The 17491-nt window shown below is 70.2% G+C and carries 16 protein-coding genes; 8 read left to right on the top strand and 8 right to left on the bottom strand.

Annotated elements, in window-relative coordinates; translation table 11 throughout:
* Nucleotides 1–51: 51 nt before the first annotated feature.
* The 4 genes from MYA_RS11540 to MYA_RS11525 are packed head-to-tail and all read right to left on the bottom strand — an operon-like array spanning nt 52 to nt 3152.
* Nucleotides 52–834 carry a metal ABC transporter permease gene (locus tag MYA_RS11540; protein ID WP_014723551.1) on the bottom strand — a complete coding sequence of 261 codons (783 nt, stop codon included), beginning with the start codon at nt 832–834 and terminating at the stop codon, nt 52–54.
* Entirely contained in the window at nt 827–1714 is an 888-nt protein-coding gene (locus MYA_RS11535) for an ABC transporter ATP-binding protein (RefSeq protein WP_014723550.1), read from the bottom strand. The genes MYA_RS11540 and MYA_RS11535 overlap by 8 nt, the downstream gene beginning before the upstream one ends.
* Before the next feature lie 13 nt (nt 1715–1727).
* Nucleotides 1728–2642: a metal ABC transporter solute-binding protein, Zn/Mn family gene (locus tag MYA_RS11530; RefSeq protein ID WP_014723549.1), complete on the bottom strand. Its 915-nt coding sequence runs from the start codon at nt 2640–2642 to the stop codon at nt 1728–1730.
* 48 nt (nt 2643–2690) lie between these two features.
* A complete protein-coding gene (locus MYA_RS11525; RefSeq protein ID WP_011885880.1) occupies nt 2691–3152 on the bottom strand; it encodes a Fur family transcriptional regulator in 462 nt (153 codons plus the stop codon).
* A gap of 327 nt (nt 3153–3479) precedes the next feature.
* On the opposite strand from MYA_RS11525, the gene MYA_RS11520 reads away from it, so the two are divergent.
* The 8 genes from MYA_RS11520 to MYA_RS11485 all read left to right on the top strand — a co-directional run bounded on the left by MYA_RS11520 (nt 3480) and on the right by MYA_RS11485 (nt 11835).
* Complete coding sequence (locus MYA_RS11520) at nt 3480–4256, top strand: L-iditol 2-dehydrogenase (RefSeq protein WP_011885879.1); 777 nt, start codon at nt 3480–3482, stop codon at nt 4254–4256.
* A gap of 72 nt (nt 4257–4328) precedes the next feature.
* Nucleotides 4329–5285, top strand: coding sequence for a sugar kinase (locus MYA_RS11515; RefSeq protein WP_041493883.1), 957 nt, complete (start codon nt 4329–4331; stop codon nt 5283–5285).
* Nucleotides 5273–6631, top strand: coding sequence for a D-tagatose-bisphosphate aldolase, class II, non-catalytic subunit (locus MYA_RS11510; protein WP_014723547.1), 1359 nt, complete (start codon nt 5273–5275; stop codon nt 6629–6631). Before MYA_RS11515 ends, MYA_RS11510 begins: the two co-directional genes overlap by 13 nt.
* A gap of 110 nt (nt 6632–6741) precedes the next feature.
* On the top strand, nt 6742–8067 hold the full coding sequence (locus MYA_RS11505) for an ABC transporter substrate-binding protein (protein ID WP_014723545.1): 1326 nt from the start codon (nt 6742–6744) through the stop codon (nt 8065–8067).
* Nucleotides 8068–8179: 112 nt separating this feature from the next.
* On the top strand, nt 8180–9127 hold the full coding sequence (locus tag MYA_RS11500) for a carbohydrate ABC transporter permease (protein WP_041493882.1): 948 nt from the start codon (nt 8180–8182) through the stop codon (nt 9125–9127).
* Entirely contained in the window at nt 9124–9975 is an 852-nt protein-coding gene (locus tag MYA_RS11495; protein WP_014723543.1) for a carbohydrate ABC transporter permease, read from the top strand. Before MYA_RS11500 ends, MYA_RS11495 begins: the two co-directional genes overlap by 4 nt.
* Nucleotides 9972–10670, top strand: coding sequence for an HAD family hydrolase (locus MYA_RS11490; RefSeq protein ID WP_011885873.1), 699 nt, complete (start codon nt 9972–9974; stop codon nt 10668–10670). Before MYA_RS11495 ends, MYA_RS11490 begins: the two co-directional genes overlap by 4 nt.
* 55 nt (nt 10671–10725) lie before the next feature.
* Complete coding sequence (locus tag MYA_RS11485; protein ID WP_014723542.1) at nt 10726–11835, top strand: ABC transporter ATP-binding protein; 1110 nt, start codon at nt 10726–10728, stop codon at nt 11833–11835.
* A 200-nt stretch (nt 11836–12035) separates the two neighbouring features.
* On the opposite strand, the gene MYA_RS11480 is transcribed toward MYA_RS11485, so the two are convergent.
* The 4 genes from MYA_RS11480 to kynA all read right to left on the bottom strand — a co-directional run bounded on the left by MYA_RS11480 (nt 12036) and on the right by kynA (nt 17449).
* The gene (locus MYA_RS11480; protein WP_011885871.1) at nt 12036–13034 is read right to left on the bottom strand and encodes a sugar-binding transcriptional regulator; all 999 of its coding nucleotides are present in this window, start codon (nt 13032–13034) and stop codon (nt 12036–12038) included.
* 36 nt (nt 13035–13070) lie between these two features.
* Nucleotides 13071–14552 carry a xylulokinase gene (gene xylB / locus MYA_RS11475; protein ID WP_014723539.1) on the bottom strand — a complete coding sequence of 494 codons (1482 nt, stop codon included), beginning with the start codon at nt 14550–14552 and terminating at the stop codon, nt 13071–13073.
* Nucleotides 14553–14692: 140 nt separating this feature from the next.
* Nucleotides 14693–16087 carry a D-arabinitol 4-dehydrogenase gene (dalD, locus tag MYA_RS11470; protein ID WP_014723538.1) on the bottom strand — a complete coding sequence of 465 codons (1395 nt, stop codon included), beginning with the start codon at nt 16085–16087 and terminating at the stop codon, nt 14693–14695.
* Nucleotides 16088–16531: 444 nt separating this feature from the next.
* Nucleotides 16532–17449 (bottom strand): tryptophan 2,3-dioxygenase, encoded by a 918-nt coding sequence (kynA, locus tag MYA_RS11465; protein ID WP_014723536.1) that lies wholly within the window; start codon nt 17447–17449, stop codon nt 16532–16534.
* Nucleotides 17450–17491 lie beyond the last annotated feature (42 nt).

Here is a 17491-nt window from a genome sequence, read left to right as displayed (position 1 = left end):
CGCCGGCATGCGCGACGGCAAGCCGGCGTTGCGCGCCTCGTCGCGCGACGCTCAATGCCGTCGCAGCAGGCTTGCGCCGTACACGAGCGCGGACAGCGCCGTGATCCAGAAGCTCGTCGGCCAGTCGGTGTAATACGCGAGCGCGATGCCGACCCACGCTTCGAACAGCGCGAACAGCGCGGCGAGCAGCACGCCGGTCGACAGCCGCGTCGACAGGTTCTGCGCGGCCGCCGCCGGCCCGACCAGCAGCGTGAACACCAGCAGCACGCCGACGATCTGCGTCGCCGCCGCCACCGCCAGCGCACACACCGCGAGGAACAGCACCGACACCGTGCGCAGCGATACGCCCTTCGCTTCGGCGAGTTCCGGCTGCAGCGACGCGAACAGCAACGGCCGCGCGATCAGCGCCAGCGCGACGAGGCTCACCGCGCCGATGCCGGCGAGCGCCGCGAGCGTGTCGCGGCTGACCGCCAGCACGTTGCCGAACAGCAGCGCGGTGACCTGCGTCGCGAACGACGTGTAGAAATGCAGGAACAGCAAGCCGAAGCCGAGCGCGCCCGACAGGATCACGCCGATCGCGACGTCGCGGCCCGCGAGCCGTTCGCCGAGCGCGCCCATCCCGATGCCGGCCGCGAGCGTGAAGCCGACCATCCCCCAGATCGGCGAAATGCCGAGCAGCACCGCGCCGGTCGCGCCGGTGAAGCCGACGTGCGACAGCGCGTGGCCCGCGAAGGTTTGTCCGCGCAGCACGAGGAAGTAGCCGACGATGCCCGCGAGCACCGCGACGATCCCCGCCGCGGCGAACGCGTTGATCATGAAATCGTATTCAAACATCGTGCGAATGCCCGGGATGAGCGTGTCCGTGGTGTTGATGAGCATGTGCGCCGCCGCCGTGCGCGTGGCCATCGTCGTGCTCGTGTTCGTGGTCGTGCTTTTCGATCTCGACGTCGCCCGACATCACGAAGATCTTGCCGTTCACGCGCATCACGTCGATCGGCGAACCGTACAGGCGCGACAGCACCGGCTTCGTGATCACCTCGTCGACGGTGCCGAGCGCCGCGACGCCGTTGCCGAGATACAGCACGCGGTCGAGCGCGTTCAGCAGCGGATTCAGTTCGTGCGCGGAGAACAGCACGGTGATGCCGAGCTCGCGCTGCACGTTGCGCACCAGTTCGACGACGCCGCGCTGATGGTTCGGGTCGAGGCTGATCAGCGGCTCGTCGAGCAGCAGCAGCTTCGGATTGCCGAGCAGGCATTGCGCGAGCAGCAGCCGCTGCCGCTCGCCGCCCGACAGCTCGGACAGCGGCCGGCGCGCGAGCGTGGTCGCGCCGACCAGCTCGAGCACGCGGTCGACGTCGCGCCGCGTCGCGGCGCTCGTATGCGGCAGCCCCCAGCGGTGGCCGTCGGCGGCCATCGCGACGAAGTCGTAGCCGCGCATCCGGCGATTCGCGAGGCCGCTCCTGATCTGCGGCATGTAGCCGATCGACGCGTTGCCGCGCGCGAGCGCCACGCCGCCGACCGACAGCGTGCCGCCGCTGAGCGGCACGAGGCCGAGCACCGCGCGCATCAGCGTCGTCTTGCCCGCGCCGTTCGGGCCGAGCACGCCGACGAATTCGCCGGGTTCGATCGAGAAGCTGACGTCGCGCAGGATCGTGCGTCCGCCGAGTTCGAGCGTGACGCCCTCGAGTGCGAGTGCGGGGGGAGTGGCGTTCATGGCGTGATCGCGATCATTGCTTGCCGGCGGCCAGCGCGGCCGCGAGCGCATCGAGCTGGCCGGCCATCCATTGCTGGAACGTCTTGCCGGCCGGCTGCGTCTCGGTGACGCTCACGGTCGGCACGGCGCCGTCGCGCGCGAGCTTGAGCAGGCGCTTGGTCATCGGCGCTTCGGCCTGGCTGTTGTAGATCAGCACGCGCACCTGCCGCTTGCGCAGGTCGTTCTCGAACGCGGCCACGTCCTGCGCGCTCGCCTCGGTGTCGTTCATCGTCGCGAGCTGGAAGCGCTGGTTGCGCATGTCGAGGCCGATCGCATCCGACATGTAGCCGAACACCGGCTCGGTGGCCGTCACCGGCACGCCGTGGTACTGCGCGCGCAGCGCGGCGACCTTCGCGTCGATCGGCTGCAGCGACGCGACGAACTTCTGCAGGTTCGCGTCGTAGTCGGCCTTGTGCGCCGGATCGGCGCGGCCGAGCTCGGCCGCGAGCGCACGCGCGGCGGCCGGCATCGTCGCCGGCGCGTACCACAGGTGCGGGTTGTCGCCGGCCTTCTTGCCGACCAGATCGGCGACGACGATCGTCGCGCGCCGCGCCTGCGTCGAAGCACCGAGCAGCTTGGCCATCCACGGGTCGTAGTTCGCGCCGTTGTAGATGACGATCTGCGCGTGCTGCAGCGCGCGCGCCGTCTTCGGGCTCGCTTCGAACAGATGCGGATCCTGGTCGGGATTGCTGAGGATGCTCGTGACCGCGACGTGGCGGCCGCCGATCTGCGACGCGACGTCACCATAGAAATTTTCGGCGGCGACGACGTTGACGGTCGCGCTCTGCGCGAGCGCGGGCGTGGCGATCGACAGCGCGGCGGCCGCCACGCCGAGCAGGCGGACAAGCGACCGGGGGCGCCGCGGCGCGCGCTTCAGGGCAATGAACATGGAACTCCTCGTAGGAAGGGGCGGCGCGTCACGCCGCCCGATGCGGGATCAGCGTGACGCGGGCTTGCCCTTGCAGTGCCCGCACAGGCCGTTCAGCTCGACGACCTGGTGATGGACTTCAAAACCGTGCGCCGGCGCGCTCGCGGACAGCTGCTTCGCGAGGTCGCTGCCCGGAATTTCGACGGTTTCGCCGCAGGAATCGCAGATCAGGAACTGGCCTTCGTGCGGCACGCCGATCTCGCAGCACGCGAAGAACGCGTTCTTCGATTCGATCCGATGGATGAAGCCGTGCTCGACGAGGAAATCCAGCGCGCGATAGACGGTGGTCGGCGGGACGCGGCCGCGCTGCGGCTCGAGCTCCGCGAGCAGGTCGTACGCGCCGATCGGCCGCTGCGCGGCCAGCACGCGTTCGTAGACCTGACGGCGCAGCGGCGTCCACGCGAGCCCGTGCTCGGCGGCGAATGCGTCGGCCCGGGACAGGCGGGCGTCGATGGGCGTTGAGGTAGCCATGGCAGCAAGCAGGCAAGGTGACGGAGTACCGCGATGATATAACGTATCTCGCCGATTTGCACCGCTCTTGCGGCGTCGCCGATGCGCGCCGCCGCACGCGCCGCGCCTCAGCCGCGCTGCACCGAACCCGCGCGCCTTTGCCGGACGGGCATGGACGGCCGCTGCCGCGCATCGGCGTGCCGCAGCGCATCATCGAAAGCCGCCGCGTCGCCTTGACAGCGCGAATCGCGTATCCGATCATTCGACCACAAACAGAGCAATTGATCGGCTGGCGAGCGTTCGCTCACCTCGCGGCCTTCATGCAGCAGAACGAACCGGAGACACCCAGTGAGACTGGAACAGAAGGTCGCGATCCTGACGGGCGCGGCAAGCGGCATCGGCGAGGCGGTCGCGCAACGCTATCTGGACGAGGGCGCGCGCTGCGTGCTGGTGGACCTGAAGCCGGCCAGCGGCTCGCTCGCGCGGCTGATCGAAGCGCATCCGGGCCGCGCGGCGGCGGTCACCGCGGACGTCACGCGGCGTGACGACATCGAGCGCATCGTCGCCACCGCGGTTGAGCGTTTCGGCGGCGTCGACATCCTGTTCAACAACGCCGCGCTGTTCGACATGCGCCCGCTCCTCGACGAATCGTGGGACGTGTTCGACCGGCTGTTCGCGGTCAACGTGAAAGGGCTGTTCTTCCTGATGCAGGCCGTCGCGCAGCGAATGGTCGAGCAGGGCCGCGGCGGCAAGATCATCAACATGTCGTCGCAGGCCGGGCGTCGCGGCGAGGCGCTCGTGTCGCACTACTGCGCGACCAAGGCGGCCGTGATCAGCTATACGCAATCGGCCGCGCTCGCGCTCGCGCCGCACCGGATCAACGTGAACGGCATCGCGCCGGGCGTGGTCGACACGCCGATGTGGGAGCAGGTCGACGCGCTCTTCGCACGCTACGAAAACCGCCCGCTCGGCGAGAAGAAGCGGCTCGTCGGCGAAGCGGTGCCGCTCGGCCGCATGGGCGTGCCGGGCGACCTGACGGGCGCCGCGCTGTTCCTCGCGTCGGCCGACGCCGACTACATCACCGCCCAGACGCTGAACGTCGACGGCGGCAACTGGATGAGCTGACATGCCGCCGCTCGCACGCGCCAGCCTGACGCAGCCGCCGCACGCGGCCGCCGTCGCACGAGGGCCTGCATGATGGCCGAGATCGTGATCGTCGGCGAACTGCTCGCCGAATTCGTCGCGCTCGAACGCGGTCAGGGCTTCGACGCACCGGGCCTGTTCGCCGGCCCGTTCCCGAGCGGCGCGCCGGCGATCTTCGCCGACCAGGCCGCGCGGCTCGGCGCACGCGTCGCCTATGCGGGCTGCGTCGGCCGCGACGCGTTCGGCGATGCGATCGTCGCGCGGCTCGAGCGCGACGGCGTGGACATCACGCGCATCCGCCGCGTCGAGCGCCCGACCGGCACCGCGTTCGTCGCGTATCGGGACGACGGCTCGCGCAGCTTCGTGTTCAATCTGGCGACCAGCGCGGCCGCCTGCATCGACGCCGCCGACGTCGATGCCGCGATGTTCGACGGCTGCCGCTACTTCCACGTGATGGGCTCGTCGCTGACGAGCGAGGCGGCGATCGCGGCGGTGCAGCGCGGCGTGATCGAGGCGGCGCGCGCGGGCGCGAAGGTGTCGTTCGATCCGAACGTGCGGCCCGAGATGCTGAGCTTCCCGCCGCTGCGCGCGGCGCTCGACGCGATGCTCGCCGCCTGCCATCTGTTCCTGCCGAGCGACGCCGATCTGCCGTTCTTCTGCGGGCCGCAGCCGGCCGAGCGCGCGATCGCCGGGCTGCTCGCCACGCATTCGCTGCTCGAGCGCGTCGTGCTCAAGCGCGGCGCGGCCGGCAGCGCCGCATTCGACCGGACGAGCCGCGTCGACGCGGCCGCGTGGCCCGTCGACGAACTCGATCCGACCGGCGCCGGCGACTGCTTCGGCGGCACGCTGGTCGCGGGCCTCGTCGCCGGCATGCCGATCGACGCCGCGCTGCGCCGCGCCAACGCGGCCGGCGCGATCGCGGTCACGCGGCGCGGCCCGATGGAGGGCAACAGCGACGCGGCCGAGATCGAGCGGTTCCTGACCGAGCGGGGTGTCGCATGCCCGGCCTGACGAGCACGGTCGAGCCGCCGCGCACCGCGCACGCGCACACCGTGCTGCGGATGATCTTCGACGCGAACCGCGGCGGCGCGCAGCGCGGCATCTATTCGGTCTGCAGCGCGCACCGGCTCGTGCTCGAGGCCGCGTGCGAGGCCGCGCGCGCGGACGGCTCGCCGCTGCTGATCGAGGCGACCTGCAACCAGGTGAACCACGTCGGCGGCTATACGGGGATGACGCCGGCCGATTTCCGGCGCGACGTCGATGCGATCGCGCAACGCTGCGGGCTCGCGCCGTCGGCGCTGGTGCTCGGCGGCGATCATCTCGGGCCGAATCCGTGGCGGCACCGCCGCGCGGCCGACGCGATGCGCGAGGCGGCCGCGATGGTCGCCGCATACGTCGAAGCCGGGTTCGAGAAGATCCACCTCGATGCGAGCATGGCGTGCGCGGACGATCCGGCGCGGCTCGACGATCGCACGATCGCCGCGCGCGCGGCGCAGCTGTGCCGCGCGGCCGAGAGCGCCGCGTCGCGCGCCGGCCTCGCGCCGGTCTACGTGATCGGCACCGAAGTGCCGACGCCCGGCGGCGAGGTGTCGGCCGACGGCGACGCCGACGGTGCGGCCATCGCACGCATCGCCGTCACGCGCAGCGACAGCATCGGCGCGACGCTCGATGCGCATCGCAGCGCGTTCGCGGCGGCCGGGCTCGACGACGCATGGACGCGCGTGGTCGCGGTCGTCGCGCAGCCGGGCGTCGACTTCGACGATCGCCACGTGCTCGACTACGACAGCGCGAAGGCCGCGGCGCTCGGCGCGAGCATCCTGCGCGTGCCGCGCCTCGTGTTCGAAGCGCATTCGACCGACTATCAGACCGAGCACGCGCTCGCCGCGCTCGTGCGCGATCATTTCGCGGTGTTGAAGGTCGGCCCCGCGCTGACCTTCGCGCTGCGCGAGGCGCTGTTCGCGCTCAGCTTCATCGAGGACGCGCTGATCGGCGACGTTGCGCTGCGCTCGCGGCTGCGCGACGTGGTCGACGCGGCGATGCGCGCGCAGCCCGAACACTGGGCGCCGTACTACCGCGGCGACGAGGCCGAGCAGCGGCTCGCGCGTCAGTTCGGCTACAGCGACCGGATCCGCTATTACTGGCTGCAGCCGGCCGTCGCGGCGGCGGTCGAGCAGCTGTTCGACAACCTCGCGCGCCAGCCGGTGCCCGAGACGCTCGTCGCGCAGTGGCTGCCGGACGTGTACGCGGCGTGCCGCGCGGGCGTGCTCGCGAAGGCGCCGCGCGCGTGGGTGCGCCACCGGATCCGCGACGTGATCGCGCACTATGCGCGCGCGTGCGGGATGCAGCGGCCGGTGTGACCGGCTGCGAACGAAGCGCAGCACGACGGATACAGCAAGACGCAACAACACGCACCACCAACGCAACACGCACCACCGACGACAGTTCGAACAATCACAGGAGACATGCCATGCAACGAAAGACGCTCGATGCCGCCGTACGCTGCTTCGCCGGAGCCGCGCTCGCGACGGCTGCGTGCGCCGCGTGGGCCGGCACGCTGACGATCGCGACGCTGAACAACCCGGACATGATCGAGTTGAAGAAGCTGTCGCCGGCGTTCGAGAAGGCGAACCCGGACATCAAGCTGAACTGGGTGATCCTCGAGGAGAACGTGCTGCGCCAGCGCGCGACCACCGACATCACGACCGGCAGCGGCCAGTTCGACGTGATGGCGATCGGCACCTACGAGACGCCGCAGTGGGGCAAGCGCGGCTGGCTCGCGCCGATGACCGGGCTGCCCGCCGACTACGACCTCAACGACATCGTGAAGACCGCGCGCGACAGCTTGTCGTACAACGGCCAGCTGTACGCGCTGCCGTTCTACGTCGAAAGCTCGATGACGTTCTACCGCAAGGACCTGTTCGCGGCGAAGGGGCTCAAGATGCCCGATCAGCCGACCTACGACCAGGTCGCCGAGTTCGCCGACAAGCTCACCGACAAGTCGAAGGGCATCTACGGGATCTGCCTGCGCGGCAAGGCCGGCTGGGGCGAGAACATGGCGTACGTGTCGACGGTCGTGAACACGTTCGGCGGGCGCTGGTTCGACGAGAACTGGAACGCGCAGGTCACGTCGCCCGAATGGAAGAAGGCGATCGGCTTCTACGTGAACCTGCTGAAGAAGGACGGCCCGCCGGGAGCGAGCTCGAACGGCTTCAACGAAAACCTGACGCTGACCGCGTCGGGCAAGTGCGCGATGTGGATCGACGCGACGGTCGCGGCCGGGATGCTCTACAACAAGCAGCAGTCGCAGGTCGCCGACAAGATCGGCTTCGCGGCCGCGCCGGTCGCCGTCACGCCGAAGGGCTCGCACTGGCTGTGGGCGTGGGCGCTCGCGGTCCCGAAGACGTCGAAGCAGCAGGACGCCGCGCGCAAGTTCATCGCGTGGGCGACGTCGAAGCAGTACATCGAGATGGTCGGCAAGGACGAAGGCTGGGCGTCGGTGCCGCCGGGCACGCGCACGTCGACGTACCAGCGCGCCGAGTACAAGGCCGCCGCGCCGTTCTCGGAGTTCGTGCTGAAGGCGATCGAGACGGCCGACCCGAACGATCCGTCGCTGAAGAAGGTGCCGTACACGGGCGTGCAGTACGTCGGGATCCCTGAATTCCAGTCGTTCGGCACGGTGGTCGGGCAGGCGATCGCCGGTGCGGTGGCCGGGCAGATGTCGGTCGACCAGGCGCTCGCGGCCGGCCAGGCGGCGGCCGACCGCGCGGTGCGCCAGGCCGGCTACCGGAAGTAACGCAGGCCGCTCGCGCCGCGCCGTGGCGCGCACGTCGCGTGCGCCGCGGCCCGGCGCAGCGCAAGCGCGGGCAGGCCGCATCTGCCCGCGCATCAACCGGAGGAATCCGATCATGCGTCATCTACGTCTTCCCCTGAGCCACGCGCCGTCGGTCGGCGACGCGGCGACGCCGCCCGGTGCGCCGCGCCGCGCGCGCGGCGGCGCGAGCTGGCTCGTGTCGCCGTCCGTCGCGGTGCTGCTGCTGTGGATGTCGATCCCGCTCGCGATGACGATCTGGTATTCGTTCTCGCGCTACAACCTGCTGAACCCGGACGTGAAGGGCTTCGCCGGCTTCGACAACTACCGCTTTCTCGCGACCGATCCGTCGTTCCTGCCGGCCATCTGGCACACGCTCGTGCTGATCGGCGCGGTGCTCGCGATCACCGTGGTCGGCGGCGTGCTGATGGCCGTGCTGTTCGACCGCAAGTTCTACGGGCAGGGCGTTGCGCGGCTGCTCGCGATCGCGCCGTTCTTCGTGATGCCGACGGTCGCCGCGCTGATCTGGAAGAACATGATCCTGCATCCGGTGTACGGGCTCGTCGCGAACGCGATGCGCGCGCTCGGGATGACGCCGGTCGACTGGTTCGCCGACTACCCGCTCACCGCGGTGATCGCGATCGTCGCGTGGCAGTGGCTGCCGTTCGCGTTCCTGATCCTGTTCACGGCGATCCAGTCGCTCGACCAGGAGCAGAAGGAAGCCGCGCGCATCGACGGCGCCGGCCCGATCGCGATGTTCTTCTACATCACGCTGCCGCATCTGAAGCGCGCGATCGCGGTGGTCGTGATGATGGAGACCATCTTCCTGCTGTCGATCTTCGCGGAGATCTACACGACGACGGGCGGCGGCCCAGGCAACGCGACCACCAACCTGTCGTACCTGATCTATGCGCTCGGCCTGCAGCAGTTCGACGTCGGCCTCGCGTCCGCGGGCGGGATCATCGCCGTCGTGGTCGCGAACGTCGTGTCGTTCTTCCTGGTGCGGATGCTCGCGCGCAACCTGAAAGGGGAGTACGAGAAATGAGCGACCTGACTTTCGCAAGCCGGCCTGCGCCGGCCCCGTTCGCGCTCGTGCGCCGCGCGCTGCCCGGCGCGCTCGCCTGGCTGATCGCGCTGCTGCTGTTCTTTCCGATCTTCTGGATGGCGATCACCGCGTTCAAGACCGAGCAGCAGGCGTATGCGTCGACGCTGCTGTTCGTGCCGACGCTCGACAGCTTCCGCGAGGTGTTCGCGCGCAGCGACTACTTCGCGTTCGCGTGGAACTCGGTGCTGATCTCGGCCGGCGTCACCGTGATCTCGCTGCTGCTCGCGGTGCCGGCCGCGTATGCGATGGCGTTCTTCCCGAACCGCCGCACGCAGAAGGTGCTGCTGTGGATGCTGTCGACCAAGATGATGCCGTCGGTCGGCGTGCTGGTGCCGATCTATCTGCTGTGGAAGAACGCGGGGCTGCTCGATACCGTGTCGGGCCTCGTGATCGTCTACACGCTGATCAACCTGCCGATCGCCGTGTGGATGACCTTCACGTACTTCAACGAGATCCCGAAGGACATCCTCGAAGCGGGCCGCATCGACGGCGCGTCGACGTGGCAGGAGATCGTCTACCTGCTGATGCCGATGGCGCTGCCGGGCCTCGCGTCGACCGCGCTGCTGCTCGTGATCCTGTCGTGGAACGAGGCGTTCTGGAGCATCAACCTGTCGAGCTCGAACGCGGCGCCGCTCACCGTGTTCATCGCGTCGTATTCGAGCCCCGAGGGCCTGTTCTGGGCGAAGCTGTCGGCCGCTTCGCTGCTCGCGGTCGCGCCGATCCTGATCGTCGGCTGGCTGTCGCAGAAGCAGCTGGTGCGCGGGCTCACGTTCGGGGCCGTCAAATGACGGCGGCCGGCCATGAACCGAGCGTGCTGATCTGCGATTGCGACGGCGTGCTGATCGACAGCGAAGCCGTCGCCGCCGACGTCCTCGTGCGCGAGCTCGAGGCGCGCTGGCCCGGCGTCGACGCGCGGCCGGCCGTGATGCCGCTGCTGGGCCTGCGCATCGAGCGCGTGCTGGCCGGTGCGGCCGGCGCGCTCGGCCGCGCGCTGACGGACGGTGACGTCGAAGCGATCCGGCGCGCGGTCGAAGCGGCGGCCGTCAACGCGCCGATGGTCGACGGCATCGATGCGGCGCTGGCCGAGATCGCGCTGACCACCGCGTGCGCGAGCAACAGCTATCGCGCGTACGTCGAGGCGGCGCTCGCGCGTACCGGGCTCACGCGCTTCTTCGGCGACCGGCTGTTCTGCGCGGACGCGGTCGCGCGGCCGAAGCCCGCGCCCGACGTCTATCTCGCGGCCGCGCGCACGCTCGGCGTCGCGCCCGCGCAATGCCTCGTCGTCGAGGACAGCGCGACGGGCATCACCGCGGCGGCGGCGGCGGGCATGACCGTGCTCGGCTTCGTCGGCGGCGGCCACGCGTCGGCCGCGCAGATCGACGCGCTGCGCGGGATCGGCGCGCGCCACGTATTCGACGACATGCACGAGCTGCCCGGCTACGTCGCGCGCTGGCAGGCGACGGGCGCCGTGCTGCCGAACTAGCAACGATTGCGCGCCGCGGCGAACGCGGCGCATCACGAACGAACGGAGACAGATCATGGCAAGCGTGCACCTGCGCAACATCGCGAAGCGCTACGATGACACCGAAGTGCTGCGCAACGTGAACCTCGACATCGCCGACGGCGAATTCGTCGTGTTCGTCGGGCCGAGCGGCTGCGGCAAATCCACGCTGATGCGGATGATCGCCGGGCTCGAGGACATCTCGAGCGGCGAGCTGCTGATCGACGGCGCGAAGGTCAACGACGTGCCGAGCGCGAAGCGCGGCATCGCGATGGTGTTCCAGTCGTACGCGCTGTATCCGCACATGACGCTGTTCGACAACATGGCGTTCGGGCTGAAGCTCGCCGGCGCGAAGAAGCCGGAGATCGACCAGGCCGTGAAGCAGGCCGCGAAGATCCTGCACATCGATCACTTGCTCGACCGCAAGCCGAAGCAGCTGTCGGGCGGCCAGCGGCAGCGCGTCGCGATCGGCCGCGCGATCACGCGCAAGCCGAAGGTGTTCCTGTTCGACGAGCCGTTGTCGAACCTCGACGCCGCGCTGCGCGTGAAGATGCGGCTGGAGTTCGCGCGGCTGCACGACGAGCTGAAGACCACGATGATCTACGTGACGCACGATCAGGTCGAGGCGATGACGCTCGCCGACAAGATCGTCGTGCTGTCGGGCGGCGCGGTGCAGCAGGTCGGCACGCCGAACGAGCTGTATCACGCGCCGTCGAACCAGTTCGTCGCGGGCTTCATCGGCTCGCCGAAGATGAATTTCCTGAAGGGCACGGTCGAGTCGGCCGATGCGGGCGGCGTGCTGGTGCGGTTCGACAGCGGCGCGACGCAGCGCGTCGCCGTCGACGCGGCCGGACTGCAGCGCGGTGCGGCCGTGACGGTCGGCGTGCGGCCCGAGCATCTGCTGGTGGGCGACGCGGCCGACGGCGTGGCAGCGCGGACGATGGCCGTCGAATCGCTCGGCGACGCCGCGTATCTGTATGCGGAGTCGCCGGTCGCGCCGGACGGGCTGATCGCGCGCATTCCGCCGCTCGATACGTACCGCAGCGGCGAGTCGCTGCATCTGCATGCGCAGGCCGGGCATTGCCATCTGTTCGACGAACAGGGGCACGCGTTCCGGCGCCTGGCCGCGCATGCGAAGGCGGCGTGAGCGGGTGCGGGGGCTTGGGGCGGGGTTGTTGGCGAGGTTGTATTGCACGGCGGCGCGCCTAGCAGCAACGATCCGCGACGCACATCGGCCGACGATGCGCACGCATGGCGCAACGACGACGGCCGAGCGCGCGCTCGTTCACCACATGCTTCGCTAGCGATCGCCTGAAATCACGAAGCGGTCGCGATGACCGCCGCCCATCACGCGTCGAGCGCCGCCCGCGCGCAGCTCTCGTCGGTGACGAGCCCCGACAGCCAGCCGCCGCGCAGCGCCGCGATCACCGCGTCGCGCTTCTTCGTGCCGCCCGCGAACGCGATCGTCGGGCGCTTCGGCGGCGTGTCGAGCGCGACGCTCGTCACGCGCGCGCTCGTCGACACGTCGACCAGCTTGCCCTGTGCATCGATCGGCACGCCGAGCAGTTCGGCCACCGCGCCGCGCGCGGTCATCTCGTCGCGTTCCTGTTCGGTGATGAAGCCGTCCTCGTAGAGCGGGCAGTGCGGGCCGATGTTGCCGACGCCGACGAACGCGACGTCGGCCTGCGCCGACAGCGCGTCGACGATCCGGTACAGCCGGTGATTGCACCATTGCGCGCGCTCGGCATCGCTGTCGGCGAACAGCGGCGCCGGCAGCAGGAAGTGTTTGCTGCCGGTCTTCTCGGAGATGTACTGCGCGACGTCGTAGCGGTTCGACGAGCCGTCGGCGGCGATCGCGCCGACCATCGACACGAGCCGGTGCTGCGGCCGGTCGATCTGCGCGATCTGCGCGACGGCCGCCTTCAGCGTGCGGCCGCTGCTGACCGCGATCACCATCGGCCGCGTCTCGTTCAGATACCGCTCCATCACCTGCGCGCCGGCGACCGCGAGCTTGCGGTCGATCGCCTCGGGCGCATCCGCATCGACGGGCACGACTTCGCACATCGTGAGCCCGTAGCGTTTCGACAGCTGCGCGCCGAGGTCCAGGCAGTCGGCGAGCTGGTGATCGACGCGCACGCGGATCAGGTTCTTCTCGACCGCGAACGCGACCAGCCGCTGCGCGACCGGGCGCGACACCTGCAGCTTCTCGGCGATTTCGTTCTGCGTGTCGCCGGCGACGTAGTAGAGCCACGCGGCGCGCGTGGCGAGATCGAGTTTTTCTGAGGACTTGGACACGATAGCGATTCGGTTCGGATCTGGGCAGGCCGTCGGGCGGCGCGGCGGCATCCACTGTAACGCATGCCGGGCGCGCCGCCGCGGCGCTCACGCGAGCCGCGCGCGCGACGGCTCGTACAGCGGACGCACGTGGCGATACAGCGCGCGGAACGCGTCGAGGCGCTCGCGCAGCAGCGCATGGCGCGCGGCGTCGGGCGTGTATTCGGCGCGCACCGGCGGCTTGGTCAGCACCGTCTGCGGATCGCCGCCGACGGCGAGCCAGCCGAGCCGCGCGGCGCCCAGCGCCGCACCGGTTTCGCCGCCGCCGTGCCGGCGCGTGCGCACGTTCAGCGCGTCGGCGATCAGCTGCGCCCAGAACGCGCTGCGCGCGCCGCCGCCGATCAGCGACAGCCGGTCGGTCTCGACGCCGGCCGCATGCAGCGCGTCGAGGCCGTCGGCGAGGCCGAGCGTCACGCCTTCGAGCACCGCGTAGCCGAGATGCGCGCGCTCGGTCGCATGCGTCATCCCGAAGAACACGCCTTGCGCATACGGATCGTTGTGCGGCGTGCGTTCGCCGGACAGGTAGGGCAGGAACAGCGGCGCCGTCGCGAGCGCGTCCGCGTCGAGCGCCTCGATCTCGGCGAGCAGCGCGGGCTCGTCGGTGCCCGTCAGCTTGCAGACCCAGCGCAGGCAGCTCGCCGCGGACAGCACGACGCTCATCAGTTGCCAGCGGTCGGGGATCGCATGGCAGAACGCGTGCACGGCCGACGCCGGATTCGGCATGAAGCGGTCGCCGACGACGCTCAGCACGCCCGACGTGCCGAGCGACACGAAGCCGTCGCCCGCGTGGATCGCGCCGATGCCGAGCGCGCTGGTCGCGTTGTCGCCGCCGCCGCCCGCGACGACGACTGCTTCGGACAGTCCCAGCTCGCGCGCGACGTCCGCGCGCAGCATGCCCGACGGCGCGTTGCCTTCGACGATGCGCGGCATCTGCGCGCGCGTCATGTCGCAGGCGGCGAGCAGCGCGTCGGACCAGTCGCGGCGCGCGACGTCGAGCCACAGCGTGCCGGCCGCATCCGATGGGTCGGACACCTTCGCGCCGGTCAGACGGAAGCGCAGGTAGTCCTTCGGCATCAGCACGCAGGCCGTCGCGGCGAACACGTCGGGTTCGTGCTTCGCGACCCACAGCAGCTTCGGCGCGGTGAAGCCGGGCATCGCGAGGTTGCCGGCGAGGGTGTGCAGGTCGGGTGCGCGCTCGGTGAGCAGCGCGCATTCGTCGGCGCTGCGCATGTCGTTCCACAGGATCGCGGGGCGCAGCACGCGGTCGTCGCGACCGAGCAGCACCGCGCCGTGCATCTGGCCCGACAGGCCGATTCCGCGCACCTGGGCGAACGCGTCGCGGTGCTGCGCGCGCAGCGCCGCGAGCGCGGCCAGCGTGCCCTGCCACCAGTCGTCGGGATGCTGTTCCGCCCAGCGCGGATGCGGCCGCGACACGCTGAACGGCGTGCCGGCGGTGCCGACCACGGTGCCGTCCGGGGCGAGCAGCAGCACCTTCACTTCCGAGGTGCCGAGGTCGATGCCGAGATACATGAGCGATCCGCTCCGTCAGTGAGGAGCCGCTACTTTAGCCGCACGCATGCGTGCATGCCAACGCAGGTTCGCCCGAATGCGCGGGTGTTTGCGTGCTGCCGTGGTGACCGCGGCCGCGGCCGCGGCGGCGCGGGGCGCGATCAGCGCTGCGCGAGCCATGCGTCCACGCGCGCGAGCGCGGTGCGCAGCGCGTCGAGCAGCGCCGCGTTGCCGGCGAGCGTGCCCCACAGCGCGCGCGATGCGCACAGGGCGAGCACCGGGTCGTCGGCGGCGACGATCGCGCGCGCGGCGCCTTCGTCCATCACGCCGTCCTGGTACGCATACGGCAGCCGGCCGCGCGCCCAGCGCTCCAGAAAGCGCAGGAACAGCGCGGGCAGCACCGCGGTGGCGATCGGCGCGGCGCCGCGCGCGAACGATTCGGCGAGCGTCGGCGCGATGAAGCCGGGGATCTTCGAGAAGCCGTCGGCCGCGACGCGCTGGTTGGTGTCGAGTACGTACGGGTTGCCGAAGCGCTCGAGCACGACGTCGCGGTAGCGTTCGAGGTCGAGCGGACTCGGCGTGAGGCACGGGATCACGTCCTGCGTCACGTAGTCGTGCGCGAAGCGGCGGATCCCGGCGTCGTGCGTGCCTTCGTGGATATACGTGTGGCCCGCGAGCGTGCCGGCCCACGCGATGCAGCTGTGGGTCGCGTTCAGGATGCGGATCTTCGCTTCCTCGTACGGGTGCACGTCGTCCACCAGCTCCGCGCCGGCCAGCTCCCAGCGCGGCCGGCTGGCCGCGAAGCGGTCCTCGATCACCCACTGGATGAAGGATTCGGCCATCACCGGGCAGGCGTCGTCGATGCCGGTCGCCACGCGCACGCGTTCGCGCACGTCCGGGGTCGGGCGCGGCGTGATGCGATCGACCATCGCGCTCGGCGTCGCCACGTGCGCATCGAACCACGCGAGCAGCGCGGTTTCGCCACGCTGCTCGAGGAACGCGCGCATCCCGGCGCGAAAGCGCGCGCCGTTGTTGCGCAGGTTGTCGCAGCTCTGCAGCGTGAGCGGGCCCGCGCCGCGCGCGACGCGTTCGGCCAGCAGCGCGGCGAGCGCGCCGTAGAGCGTCGTGCGCGCGCCTTGCAGATCGGCCGCGAGATCGGCGTTCGCGAGGTCGAGGCGGTTGTGCTCGTCGAGGTAGTAGCCGCCTTCGGTGACCGTGAACGACACGATCCGGCACGCCGGATCGGCGCCGGCATCGATCAGCGCGGCCAGATCGGGCGACCACGGCAGCACGCGCGAGATCGCGCGGATCGTCTCGTACGCGCGCTCGCCTTGCGGCGTGACGGTTTCGAGCGTGTAGGCGCCGTGCTGGGCGGCGAGCGCGTCCATCGTCGTGCGCATGTCGTCACGGATGTTACCGACGGTCAGCGTCCAGCGCTCGCCGGCCGGCACGGCCGCGTTCACGCGGTGCAGATACCACGCCTGGTGCGCGCGATGGAACGAGCCTGCGCCGATATGCAGCAGCACGGGCGGGTGCTCGGAAGGCGATGCGGTCATCCGGTGTCTCCTGTCGCGATCGGATGCCGGCCTGGCAGGGAAGCTGGCGATCCGCGCTGTCGAATACGATCATTTGCTCTGCGTGTGAGCGAATGATCGTATTGGGGCGAGCGAAAGTCAAGGCGGGGACGGGGCATTTCGATGGTGCGGTGCGGCGGGGTGGGGCAGGGAAGCGGGCGGCGAATCAGGCGGCGAATCAGGCAGCGAATCGGACGGCGAATCGGACGGTGAATCGGACGGTGAATCAGGCGGCGAATCAGGTGGTGAATCAGACCGGCGCGGCGGCGCAGATAGCGGCAGCGTGCCGAAGCGGCTGCACCGGCGCGCCACGGTGGCGGAGGAACGCGTCGAGCGTCGTCTGACCGCCCGCGCCGGCCTTGCCGCGCGCATATGATGCGGCCCGCTCGTCGTCACGACGCGCGGGCCGCGTGAGCCGCGCGTGCGCTACAGCGTGGTGCGCACGTGCCAGAGCTCGGGGAACAGCACGACGTCGAGCATCTTGCGCAGATACGGCGCGCCGCTCGTGCCGCCGGTGCCCTGCTTGAAGCCGATGATGCGCTCGACGGTCGTCACGTGACGGAAGCGCCACTGACGGAACGCGTCCTCCAGATCGACGAGCTCCTCGGCCATCTCGTACAGCTCCCAATGCTGCTGCGGGTGACGATAGACCTCGAGCCACGCGGCCTCGACGGTCTCGTCGTGGCGCATCGGCTGCGTCCAGTCGCGCTCGAGCCGCTCCGGCGCGATCGGGAAACCGCGCCGCGCGAGCAGGCGCACGACTTCGTCGTAGAACGACGGCGCTTCGAGCGTCGCGCGCACCTCGGCGAGGATCTCGGGCCGGTGCGCATGCGGCTGCAGCATCTGCACGTTCTTGTTGCCGAGCAGGAATTCGAGCTGCCGGTACTGGTACGACTGAAAACCCGACGACTGGCCGAGATACGGGCGCATCGCCGAATACTCGGACGGCGTCATCGTCGACAGCACGTTCCACGCCTGCACGAGCTGCTCGAGGATCCGCGACACGCGCGCGAGCATCTTGAACGCGGGCGGCAGCGCGTCGCCGCGCACCGCGTCGAGCGCGCCGCGCAGCTCGAACAGCGCGAGCTTCATCCACAGCTCGCTGGTCTGATGCTGGATGATGAACAGCATCTCGTTGTGATCGGGCGAGAGCGGATGTTGCGCGTCGAGGATCGAATTCAGCGACAGGTAATCGCCGTAGCTCATCGACTTCGAGAAATCGAGCTGCGCGTTGTGCCAGCCCGGTTCGCCCGCGGCATCGCCCGGCGCCTGATGAGCGGACGGCGCGGCGCGCGTGCCCGAGAACGGGCAGCCGGCCGGCGCGTCGCCGCCGGGAGGCTGCATATGACCAGAATTCACGACTTTCTCCAGATTTGCATGACGGGG

The sequence above is a fragment of the Burkholderia sp. KJ006 genome (assembly GCF_000262695.1).
GTDB classification, from domain to species: Bacteria; Pseudomonadota; Gammaproteobacteria; order Burkholderiales; family Burkholderiaceae; genus Burkholderia; species Burkholderia vietnamiensis.
Note: the sequence above shows the minus strand (reverse complement) of the source record. Positions and strands in the feature narration are given on the sequence as shown.

What these genes read in the sequence shown, in the direction of transcription:
- MYA_RS11540 (WP_014723551.1), bottom strand. Translation starts at nt 834, where the DNA reads ATGTTTGAATACGATTTCATGATCAACGCGTTCGCCGCGGCGGGGATC.
- MYA_RS11535 (WP_014723550.1), bottom strand. Translation starts at nt 1,714, where the DNA reads ATGAACGCCACTCCCCCCGCACTCGCACTCGAGGGCGTCACGCTCGAA.
- MYA_RS11530 (WP_014723549.1), bottom strand. Translation starts at nt 2,642, where the DNA reads ATGTTCATTGCCCTGAAGCGCGCGCCGCGGCGCCCCCGGTCGCTTGTC.
- MYA_RS11525 (WP_011885880.1), bottom strand. Translation starts at nt 3,152, where the DNA reads ATGGCTACCTCAACGCCCATCGACGCCCGCCTGTCCCGGGCCGACGCA.
- MYA_RS11515 (WP_041493883.1), top strand. Translation starts at nt 4,329, where the DNA reads ATGGCCGAGATCGTGATCGTCGGCGAACTGCTCGCCGAATTCGTCGCG.
- MYA_RS11510 (WP_014723547.1), top strand. Translation starts at nt 5,273, where the DNA reads ATGCCCGGCCTGACGAGCACGGTCGAGCCGCCGCGCACCGCGCACGCG.
- MYA_RS11505 (WP_014723545.1), top strand. Translation starts at nt 6,742, where the DNA reads ATGCAACGAAAGACGCTCGATGCCGCCGTACGCTGCTTCGCCGGAGCC.
- MYA_RS11500 (WP_041493882.1), top strand. Translation starts at nt 8,180, where the DNA reads ATGCGTCATCTACGTCTTCCCCTGAGCCACGCGCCGTCGGTCGGCGAC.
- MYA_RS11495 (WP_014723543.1), top strand. Translation starts at nt 9,124, where the DNA reads ATGAGCGACCTGACTTTCGCAAGCCGGCCTGCGCCGGCCCCGTTCGCG.
- MYA_RS11490 (WP_011885873.1), top strand. Translation starts at nt 9,972, where the DNA reads ATGACGGCGGCCGGCCATGAACCGAGCGTGCTGATCTGCGATTGCGAC.
- MYA_RS11485 (WP_014723542.1), top strand. Translation starts at nt 10,726, where the DNA reads ATGGCAAGCGTGCACCTGCGCAACATCGCGAAGCGCTACGATGACACC.
- MYA_RS11480 (WP_011885871.1), bottom strand. Translation starts at nt 13,034, where the DNA reads ATGCCGCCGCGCCGCCCGACGGCCTGCCCAGATCCGAACCGAATCGCT.
- xylB (WP_014723539.1), bottom strand. Translation starts at nt 14,552, where the DNA reads ATGTATCTCGGCATCGACCTCGGCACCTCGGAAGTGAAGGTGCTGCTG.
- dalD (WP_014723538.1), bottom strand. Translation starts at nt 16,087, where the DNA reads ATGACCGCATCGCCTTCCGAGCACCCGCCCGTGCTGCTGCATATCGGC.
- kynA (WP_014723536.1), bottom strand. Translation starts at nt 17,449, where the DNA reads ATGCAGCCTCCCGGCGGCGACGCGCCGGCCGGCTGCCCGTTCTCGGGC.